Genomic DNA, 10115 nt, shown 5'->3' with positions numbered 1-10115 from the left:
CGGTGGACCCGGCCAAAGGCGGCGACTTCCTCGGCACGGCCGCCTGGTACGAGCGCGAGGCCAAGGGGGTGGAATTTCCTTTTCCCAAGCTCTTCGGCCGCCTCGGCGACGAGTATGACAAGCGCTTCGGGTTGAAGGACGAGCATCTGGCGCGCATCGCCGCGGTCAACTACGCCAACGCCAAGCGCAACCCGCTGGCGCAAACGCGCAACTGGTACATGAGCGAAGAACACGCCCGCTCGCAGGACAAGTTCAATACCGTCATCGGTGGCCGCATCAAGGTCTCCGACTGCTCGCAGGTGACCGATGGTGCGACCAGTCTCTTCTTGGCCTCGGCGCAGTATGCCGCCGGCTACGCCAAGCATCACGGTGTAGCGCTGGCGTCGCTCCCGCGCTTGCTCGGCTGGGGCCATCACACCGCCTCGATCGAGTTTGCCGCCAAGGTGGCGCAGAGCCGAGACTGCGCCTACGTCTTGCCCCATACGCGCCAGGCCATTGTCGAGGCGTTCGCGCGCGCCGGTGTGGCCGACTGCTGGGGGGTCGACGCGATCGAGACCCACGATTGCTTCACCACCTCCGAGTACATGGCGATCGATCATTTCGGTCTCACCAAACCGGGCCAGTCGTGGCGGGCGATCGAGGACGGCGTCATCGAACTCGGCGGCAAGCTGCCGATCAACCCGAGCGGCGGACTCATCGGCGCCGGTCATCCGGTGGGCGCAACCGGCGCCCGCCAAGTGCTGGACGCCTTCAAGCAAGTGACCGGGCAAGCCGGCGATTACCAAGTAGCCGGCGCCAAACGGGTGGCCACGCTGAACATCGGCGGCAGCGGCACCACCAGCGTCGCTTTCGTTGTCGGCGCCTGAGCCCAGCGCCGTTCGGTTTTCCCATGGATGATCTCAATCGCGAGGCCGTGGCTCTGCACGACCGGCTCCACGGCAAGCTGGAAGTGAAGAGCAAAGTCGAACTGAGGACCCGCAGGGACCTGAGCCTGGCCTATACCCCCGGTGTGGCGCAGGTGTGTTTGGAGATCGCCCAAGACCCCGCCCGCGTGTTCGACCTCACGATGAAGCGCAACACCGTGGCGGTGATCTCCGACGGCTCGGCGATTCTGGGCCTGGGAAACTTGGGTGCTGCCGCCGCACTACCGGTGATGGAAGGCAAGGCGGTGCTGTTCAAGGAGTTCGCCGGCGTCGATGCTTTTCCGCTCTGCCTGGCGACGCAGGACGTTGATGCAATCGTGCGCATCGTGCGTGCGGTCGCACCGGTATTTGGCGGCATCAACTTGGAAGACATCGCCGCCCCGCGCTGCTTCGACGTCGAGGCGCAGCTGCAAGACCTAGGCATTCCGGTGTTTCACGACGATCAACACGGCACCGCGATCGTCGTGCTGGCGGCGCTACTGAACGCACTCAAGGTGATCCGCCGGTCACCGGCCGATTGTACTATTGTGTTCAGCGGCAGCGGTGCGGCCGCCATCGCCTGTGCCCGGCTGATCTTGGAGTGTGGCCGGACCGGCATCTGTCCGGCGCCCGGTGATCTGATCCTCTGCGACTCGCAGGGAATCGTCCACCCGGGCCGAAGCGACCTCAATCCGCACAAGCGCGAGATGGCCGCGCGCACCAACCGCCGCTGTCTTAGCGGTACGCTGGCCGACGCCCTCGCCGGGGCGCATGTGTTCATCGGCCTGTCGCAGGCCAACTTGGTGACGGCCGCGATGGTGCGCTCGATGCATCGAGAGCCGATCGTCTTCGCCATGGCCAACCCGACCCCGGAGATCATGCCCGAGGCCGCTCGTGCCGGCGGAGCTGTGGTGATCGGAACCGGCCGCAGCGACTTTCCCAACCAGATCAACAACGTGTTGGCGTTCCCTGGAGTCTTTCGCGGCGCTCTCGATGCCGGCGCGCGTTGCATCAACGAAGAGATGAAGATGGCCGCGGCGCATGCGCTGGCGAGCGCCGTCATCGAGCCAACACCCGAACGGATTCTGCCCGATCCGCTCGACCGCGCCATCGCCCAGCGCATCGGCCGGGCAGTGGCAGACGCCGCCCGCAACACCGGCGTGTGCCGGCACTGAAGCGGGCCCGCCGCCTTGCCGGGCCCGAAGCGGGCGCGACACAGCGAGGTGCAGCGGCTGATAGAGAGGGTTTCCGCCCTGCCGTCAACGGCGTGCGCCTAGCCGCATCTGAACGCCGATGCTCACTGGCGCGCGTCTTTGCGCGCCGCCAGTGCAGCATCACGTTTGGGTTGCGGCGGATGACCGCCCCTTGAGGATTCTTGGAAGTTCAGCCCGCCGGCTGAGTCGCGAGCGCTGCTGGCGGATCTGATTGTGGAGCGCTTGGACAGGCGCTGGCGCCACGGTTCGTCGAGGTCGTGGAAGATGTCCTGAGCCGCCTCGGTCCTCGGCGGCCGCGTCCAGCCTGACAGTTCGACTTCTGGCGGCGAAGGCACTAAGAGCACGGGGCACGACTGAGTTTGCCGGTGATGCGCCGATATATTCCTGCCCTGCTCGCCCTTGCTGTTCTCGCCGGGGTGCTCCTCTTGCTGTGGCAACGCCAGCCGGCGGTGCTTGAAACGCCGCCGCCCGCGGGTTCGCCAACCGCTGCCCACGTCGCGGCAGCGCCCGGCCAGGTGCCCGCGCCCACGATTGCCAGCTTCCGTCTGGCCGGGGTCGCGGCGGGCGGCCAGACCATGTACGCCGCCATCGAGGACCCTCACGGGGTGAGCGCGCTCTATCGTTTGGGGGACGAGGTAGCGGGCTTGGGCCGCGTGGCCGAGATTGCGCCGCAGCAAGTGCGGATTGAGACCGCGGGCGGACCGCTGGTGATGCGCTTGCAGCCGGCGCCGACCAAGTCGCCGACGGTCACGAGACAACCGCGAACGACTCCCGTTACGCCGGTGCCGGCGGCGGCAACTTCTCCGGCCGGCAGCGCTCTAGAATCGCTACCTTGAGCCGCTCGGGATCGACGGGCTTCTTGAACAGGACGTTCTCCAGCCCTTCCAAGCGGCTGCGCTTTATCACGTGGTCGCGGTCGTAGTAGTAGCCGGTCATCAGAATCACCGGGGTCTGGCCGCGCCGCTTGATCTCCATGAACAGGTCGTAACCGTCGAGATCCGGCATCACCACGTCCGAGAGCACCAGATCGGCCGTGAAGTGATCGAGCACGCGCAAGGCTTCGAGGCCGTTGCCGGCGGTCATCACCTCGCAGCCCTCCGCCGTCAGCAGGTCGCGCAGCGAGCGGCAGACGCCGAGGTCGTCGTCCACCACCAAGATGCGCAGGCCGGCTAACGGCTGGTCGCTGCGCCGGGGCACCTTGACGCCGAGGTCGGTCATCTGCTTGCCGGCCAGGTATTCACGGGTGCCGTACTCGGCGCCGTGAGCCATATCGACGAGCCGGTTGATGACGGTTTGAATCTGATCGACCTCGCGCCGAATGGCGTCGACGCGCTCCTCCTCGATCACTGCCCGCTCGTCACTGGCGGTGTCCTCGATGAAACGGCTGAGCAGTTGTGTCTGGTTGAGGATGACTTCGAGCGGACTATTGATCTCGTGGCACAGCGCCACGGTGATCTCGCCCAGTGTTGCCAGCCGATCGCGGCGGCGAATCTCGCGCAGGTCTTTGGCGAAACCGATCGAGCCCATCTCCAAGCCTTCTTCGCTGCACAGAATCGAGCCGGAAATGGCCACCGGCAGGTGCTCGCCCCAGCGATTGACGAAGGTGGTCTCGAAATTCTTGACCTTCCCCGGCCCGCCCCACTCGTCGCTGCGCATTGCCTCCATCACCCGGTGGGCCTCGTCGTAGGAGGGATAGAGGCGGAGCACGCTCTCGCCGAGGATCTCGGCGGCGGTGTAGCCGAGGTTCTTCTCCGCCCCATCATTGTAGAAGATGATCGTGCCGGCGCGATCGACGGCCACCACGATGTCGGGCGATGACTCGATCAGCCGCTCGAAGAACTCCGACAGAAACTGCTGGAGTTGTCCGTCGGACGACGCACTACCGCTTCGGGTAACCGCTGGCGTGGCCATGACATGCACTCGCGGCGACTAGTGCGGGTTGCGGAAGCCGAGCGGCCGCACAAAGGTGTCGTGACGCCCGGGTGGGGTCGGAACGCGCTCGCGCTGCTTGCGGTTCAAGCGCAACAATACCTTCATGGAATTCTCAAACTGCTCGATCGGTTGCACGTCCAATAACCCCTCTCGCGCCACGGCGTCGAATACCTCTTCGCCCTTGCGGCTGCGGATAATTGTGATGGTCCGTCCGTTCGCGCCGACGCCGCCGCAGGAGATGTCGGCGAGCTCGGCGGTGAAGTCCGCGCAGTGATGACACTCGGGGCGGGCGTACTGCTGCGAGTGGCGCAGGTTCAATTCAACCAGCGAGCCATCGTGCTTGTAAATCTGCACCTTGCCCTTGACGTTGAATTGCCGGATGTCGCTGAGGGCAATGCCCATCTCGTCTTGGATGGCGTGTCGCATCAGCCCTTCAAAGGTGAAGACCTCGCTGCACAGCAACCCGATGGTGAACGCCACCCGGTCGCCGTAGCCTTTGAGGAACTTCGTCTGCCGCTCGATGTGTTTGTCCTTCTTGCGGCCGTTATTGAGAAAGGCCGGGTCGGCGAGCTGCATCTTGCGCACCGGAGTGATCTGACACGGCACCCCGACGAAGCCGACCTTGCTCAGGCCGAGTTTCTCGGCCTCGGCCAGGGCCAGGTTGTTGGGGCAATAAGTGTACCACGAGCTGGCGCTGCCGATGATGTCGGTGACGGAGGTGACCACTTTGGGAACGGGCTGGCACGGCCGCTCTTTGTCGATGGCCGATACCACTGCACCGTCGATCCGGTCGTTGCGCCGCAGCCACGCCAACACGGTGGTCACCACCCCGCCATCCTCGCAGCGTTTGAGGATCTCGGGGTCGCGAGTGCGGGCTGCCACGATGCGGCGGTAAACACCGAAGGCGCCGCGGTAGGTGTGGTTGCCCGACAGCTCGGGAGCGAACACCTGATCTGCGAGATGATGTTCGCGGCGATGCAGCCGCGGGCACACTTGCGCGCAGACGTCGCAGCCGATGCCTTCGCTCATGCCGCAGTAATCGAACGCGGCGCTCGCCTTGGCCACCTGTTTGGGCTTGCCGCCGATGTAATCAATGACGTTGTGGGGGCATACCAACACGCACGAGCCGCACTCGCAGCAGCTCCCGTACGCCACCACCTCGTTCATCATCTCTTTGAAGCTCGGCTGCATCGCCCCGCCTTGAAAAAAAAGCAGGACGCACTCGCCCTGCTGTCCAAGAACCATAGACCTGGCCTTCCGCAGAGTCAACGCGCACTTTCAACCACCTGCGGGTGACCGGTCAGGTGCCGTTGCAGCTGCGTGCGGATGGTGCCCGTGGGGCCGATGCTGACCGTGACGGCGCCGTCGCGGTCGGTGCGCCACACGCTGGCACCCAGCTCCCGATAAGCGCTCTCGGTATTAGGGTGGGGAAAGCCGAAGCGGTTGTCGAATCCCACCGATACGATTGCCATGCTTGGGGCGACGGCAGCGACGAAAGCCGGCGTGCTCGAAGTGGCACTGCCGTGGTGCGGGACCTTGAGGATGGTGCTGCGCAAGCGCTCCGCCGCCGCCGCTACCAGCGCGGCCTCGCCGTTGCGCTCGATGTCGCCGGTAAACAATACCTCCGTCCCCCCGCGCTCGAACTGCACCACCAGCGAACGATCATTCACTGAAGCCGCCGGCGCCGCCGGGCCGACCACGCGCGCGACCGCGTCACCGCACGGCCGCTGCATGCCGGGGGCGGCCACGACTTGGCGAACGCCCGCAGTGGCGAGCGCTTCTTGCAGCTCGGCGAAGCGCACCCCCTTGGCCGCACGATCGCCGTTGTACCAGAACTCACCGGGTGTGAATTGGCGAGCGATGAATGTCAGCCCGCCGAAGTGATCCCACTGCGGATGGCTCAACACCAGGGCGTCGATGTGCGCGATCTTGCGGCGCCATAGAAACGGCGCGACCACCCGTTCACCCACGTCGAAGGTGCCGTCTCCCAGTCCGCCGCCGTCGATCACCATTACCATCGAGCCCGGGCACTCGACGACGGCGCTGTCGCCTTGGCCCACGCTCAAGAAAGTCACACGCAAGTCCGGCCGATGATAACGCTGATGGTACCACCAAGCAGCATCGAGCGCGCCCACCAGCGCCAGTAACGTCAGGCAGCGCGTGCGCCAGCGGCCGTCGAGACAGAGCAGCAGCAGCAAGGCCGCATACATGAGTACCAGCTCCAATAGCGACGGGGTAACGACCCGCAGTGCGGCGCCCGGAAATGCAGCAAACAGCCCGGTCAAGTTTCGCCCCAGCCACAGACAGGGCCACGCCAGCAACACCCACAGGCCGGCAAGCCCGGCCGAGAGCGGGTAGGTCAAGGCTGCCAGCAGACCGAGCGCTACGGCGGCGGTGCCCAGCAACGGCACCACCACCGCGTTGGCCAACACCGCCACGAGCGACACCTGGTTGAAGTGAAACGCCGTCAAGGGGGCGGTCCCCGCCAGCGCTGCCAGTGACACCGCCAGATACGCCGCCACCGGGCGGGCATAGCGAACCCAGCCGCTGCGCAACCGTACCAGCCGCAGCTCCTCCCACCGCCGCCACCACGGCCAGAAGCGGCCCATCGCCAACACCAGAAACAGCACCGCCATGAACGAGAGCTGAAACGAGATGTCGAGCACCGCGCCCGGCCACAGCAGCGAGATCACCAGGGCGGCGGCGGCCAGACTCACCAACAAGTTGCGCTCGCGGTCGACCAGGACCGCGCCCAGAAACACCAGCACCATGATCACCGAACGAATCGTCGCCGTGTTGCTGCCGGCGATTCCGGCGTAGAGCAACACCGGAATCACCGACGCCGTCACCGCCAGCTTCGGCACATTGGTGCGCAGCAGCAGCCAGCGGCTGCGCGCGAGCAGCCAGCGCCACAACAGGTAGCCGAACGCGGCCACCATCCCCACGTGCAATCCCGAGATCGACAGGACGTGATTGACGCCGGCGCGGGTGAACTTCTCCTGCAGCTCGCGCGGCACCGCCGCGCTATCGCCGATGATCAGCGCGCGCAGCAGCGCCCGCTCGTAAGCGCTCAGCCGCGCGTTCATGACCCCACCCACCCCACGCCGCCAGCGGCTGAGCCAGCCCGAGTTCGGCCGCCGCTCGACCAGCGTCAGCGCGCTGTCTTCGGCGACGAAGCTGGTGACGTAGATGCCCTGGCGGGCCAGGTGGGCTTCGTAATCGAACTCGCCCGGGTTGCCGAAATTGCGCGGCCGGCGCAGCCGCAAGCGCGCGCGCAGCCGGTCACCGGCCTGCCACTCACTGTGCAGTGTCCGCACCGTGAGCAGCACTCGGCCGTGGGCCGGCTGCCACTGGGCCGCGGAGCTGACGCGCTCGACCTCCAACCGCAGCCGGTTACGGCGCGGCGCGACTTCCGCGTCGTCGAGCAAGCGCGCTTCCACCTCCACCGCGCGCGCGCCGCACCAGTTGCCGATATGATCGGCGGCAAACTGCGGCGCCACCACCCGGCCTGCCGCCCAGTTGCCCCAGGCGAATGCCAGCAGCATGACGCCGCCCAGCCGCGTGCGCCGCCAAGCGCTGGCGCTCGCGCCCAGTGCGCCCAGTGTCACCATCACGGCCAGCGGCAGCGCCAGCTGGCGTCCGATCAGCAACTGCCCCGCCAGCAGGGCGATGGTCACCGGTATCAGCGGCGGTACGACCCACACCGCGGAGTGCCGGGCGGTGTGTGGGCTCATGGGGCGGCGCCCGCTGGTAGCGTTCGATTAGCCGGCACTGGATTCCCCGTCGGCGGTTCCCGCCTCATGCCCCGCTCGAGTTCGAGCGGCTCAGGTGTCGCCCGCCGCCGCCGGCTGGCCGGCAGTGACCAGATGCTGCTGGATGATTTCGGCGAGCGCGGCGGTGATGCCCGGCACCGCCGTCAACTCGGCCACGCTGGCGCTGCGAATCCGGCGCAAGCTGCCGAAGTGGCGCAGCAGGCGCTTACGCCGCGCGGCGCCGACGCCGGGGATGTCATCGAGGGCCGAGCGCAGGCGCTGCTTACGCCGCAACTCGCGGTGGTAGGTAATGGCGAAGCGGTGGGCCTCATCACGCACGCGCTGCAGGAGGAAAAGCGCGGTCGAGTTGCGGCGCAAGATCACCGGGTTCTTGCGCCCGGGCAGGAAAACGCGTTCCTCGCTGCGCTGCAGCTCCGCCGCCCGGGCATCGCGCTCGACGCGCATCTTGGCCAGGCCGACGGCGTCGATCTCGCTGATGCCGAGTTCGCGCAGCACGGCCAGCGCGATGTTGAGCTGGCCGATGCCGCCGTCGACCACCAGCAGGTCGGGAAAGTCATGCTCGCGCTGGCCGCGCCGGTAACGCCGGGTGAGCACTTCCGACATCATGCGAAAGTCGTCCGCGCCGTCCACCGTACGAATACGAAAACGGCGGTAACGGCTCTTGTCAGGCTGGCCTTCGTCGAAAGCGACCATAGAACCGACGGCCAGCGTGCCCTGGAGGTTGGAGATGTCGAAGCATTCGATCCGTTTCGGGGCGTTGCGCAAGTTGAGCTTGTGGCGGAGCTCCTGCAGCATGCGCTCGTGTTGCCGGCCGGCATCTTGGCGTGCGCGAAAGCTCTGGCGGGCGTTGTCGGTCGCCAGCGCCAGCAGGCGCATCTTGTCGCCGCGCTGCGGCCGCACGATCTCGACCCGGCGGCCCTTGCGCTCGCTGAGGTATTCGCTGCGCGCTGAGGCGTCGTCCAGCTCCACCGGCACCAGGATCTCGTCGGGAATGTAGCGCTCGGCCTGATAGAACTGCGTCAATAGCTCTTCGAGCACCTCTTCGTCGGGGAACTCGAAGTCCTCGAGGTAGTAGGACTGGTTGTTGGTCAGCTTGCCGCCGCGCACAAACAGCACCTGGGCTTCGATGAAGCCGCCCTCGCGGTAGAGGCCGAAGATGTCCTGATCGGTGCCGAGGTGGGCGACCACTTGCTGCGGTTCTTGCGTCTTCTCGATAGCGCGAATTTGGTCCCGCAGTCGCGCCGCCTCCTCGAAGCGCAAGGCCGCGGCCGCCGCGCTCATGTCGTCGCGCAGTTGGCGAACCAGCTGTTGGCTCTTGCCTTCGAGCAGCAGCATGGCCTCGCGCAGATGCCGTTGGTACAGCTCACGTTCCACCGGCAGGCAGCAGGGCGCCAGGCAGCGCTTGATTTGATACTCCAAGCACGGGCGCGAGCGATTGCGAAACACGCCGTCGCTGCAAGTGCGCAACGGGATCGCCTTACGGATGAGATCGAGGGTCTCGCGCAGGCCGGCGGCCGAGGAGAACGGCCCGAAGTACTTGCTGCCGTCCTTGACGATCTTGCGCGTGGCCAGGATGCGCGGCCAGCTCTGGTGCACGGTGGCTTTGACGCTGACGTAAGACTTGTCGTCTTTGAGGCGGATGTTGTAACGCGGCTTGTACTGCTTGATGAGGTTGTTTTCGAGGATCAGCGCTTCCTTGTCCGTGCTGGTAACGAGGGTGTCGATGTCGGCGACCCGCTGGACGAGGAAGCGCACCTGCACCCGGTCGTCGCCGCCGCGGAAGTAGCTGCGCACGCGGCCGCGCAGGTTCTTGGCTTTGCCGACGTAGATGACTTTCCCGTAACGGTCCTTGAGCAGATAGACGCCGGGCTGCGTCGGCAGCAGCGCCAGCTTCGGCTCATATGCCGGTGTGGCATGCGTCGGCGCCGGTGCGCTCGCAGGAGTGTTCGCATGCGATGTGGTTTCCGTCAGATCAGCCGTCACGGGAACTCTGCCGATTACCAGGTTTGCCGACATTATACCGCACCGTGGCGCGGGGCAAAGTTGGCGTGGGTGTGCGACAAATCTGTGGGTAACGTGCAGCCGACCGGGCAAATCCTCACCAGTCTGACAGTACTGTGTACTGTCAGGCCGAGGCCCATGGCCGAAAGGGACGCAATTCGTCATTCCAGCGAAAGCGGGAATCCACGGCACCGGCTCGCTACGACCCGCCAGCGCTCAACGCCGTACTTGGCCGAAAAACCCTCCACTACCTTGCTCTTATGCTGCCACACCCGCGTTGCCAGCTGTGAGGT

At 66.1% G+C, this 10115-nt stretch carries 7 protein-coding genes; 3 read left to right on the top strand and 4 right to left on the bottom strand.

Annotation, left to right across the window (positions count from 1 at the left end; all coding sequences use genetic code 11):
* The 3 genes from HY699_22850 to HY699_22840 form a co-directional block, all read left to right on the top strand.
* On the top strand, positions 1–866 hold an 866-nt coding region (locus HY699_22850), incomplete at its 5' end, for a thiolase domain-containing protein (GenBank protein ID MBI4518647.1).
* 23 nt (positions 867–889) lie between these two features.
* The gene (locus tag HY699_22845) at positions 890–2077 is read left to right on the top strand and encodes an NADP-dependent malic enzyme (GenBank protein MBI4518646.1); all 1188 of its coding nucleotides are present in this window, start codon (positions 890–892) and stop codon (positions 2075–2077) included.
* 404 nt (positions 2078–2481) lie between these two features.
* Complete coding sequence (locus tag HY699_22840) at positions 2482–2952, top strand: hypothetical protein (GenBank protein MBI4518645.1); 471 nt, start codon at positions 2482–2484, stop codon at positions 2950–2952.
* Here the strand turns inward: HY699_22840 and HY699_22835 are convergent.
* From HY699_22835 to uvrC, 4 genes are all read right to left on the bottom strand, one after another.
* Complete coding sequence (locus HY699_22835) at positions 2891–4027, bottom strand: response regulator (protein ID MBI4518644.1); 1137 nt, start codon at positions 4025–4027, stop codon at positions 2891–2893. The genes HY699_22840 and HY699_22835 overlap by 62 nt on opposite strands.
* An 18-nt stretch (positions 4028–4045) precedes the next feature.
* Positions 4046–5239 (bottom strand): Coenzyme F420 hydrogenase/dehydrogenase, beta subunit C-terminal domain, encoded by a 1194-nt coding sequence (locus HY699_22830; protein ID MBI4518643.1) that lies wholly within the window; start codon positions 5237–5239, stop codon positions 4046–4048.
* Between the two features lie 74 nt (positions 5240–5313).
* Complete coding sequence (locus HY699_22825) at positions 5314–7782, bottom strand: DNA internalization-related competence protein ComEC/Rec2 (GenBank protein ID MBI4518642.1); 2469 nt, start codon at positions 7780–7782, stop codon at positions 5314–5316.
* A 90-nt stretch (positions 7783–7872) separates the two neighbouring features.
* Complete coding sequence (uvrC, locus tag HY699_22820) at positions 7873–9837, bottom strand: excinuclease ABC subunit UvrC (protein ID MBI4518641.1); 1965 nt, start codon at positions 9835–9837, stop codon at positions 7873–7875.
* Positions 9838–10115: the final 278 nt, after the last annotated feature.

The organism is Deltaproteobacteria bacterium, from assembly GCA_016210005.1.
GTDB lineage: Bacteria > Desulfobacterota > Binatia > HRBIN30 > JACQVA1 > JACQVA1.
This window is presented reverse-complemented; position numbering and strand designations above follow the sequence as displayed.

Coding starts and splice junctions, on each gene's coding strand:
- HY699_22835 (MBI4518644.1), bottom strand. CDS start 4,027: ATGGCCACGCCAGCGGTTACCCGAAGCGGTAGTGCGTCGTCCGACGGA.
- HY699_22830 (MBI4518643.1), bottom strand. CDS start 5,239: ATGCAGCCGAGCTTCAAAGAGATGATGAACGAGGTGGTGGCGTACGGG.
- HY699_22845 (MBI4518646.1), top strand. CDS start 890: ATGGATGATCTCAATCGCGAGGCCGTGGCTCTGCACGACCGGCTCCAC.
- HY699_22825 (MBI4518642.1), bottom strand. CDS start 7,782: ATGAGCCCACACACCGCCCGGCACTCCGCGGTGTGGGTCGTACCGCCG.
- uvrC (MBI4518641.1), bottom strand. CDS start 9,837: ATGTCGGCAAACCTGGTAATCGGCAGAGTTCCCGTGACGGCTGATCTG.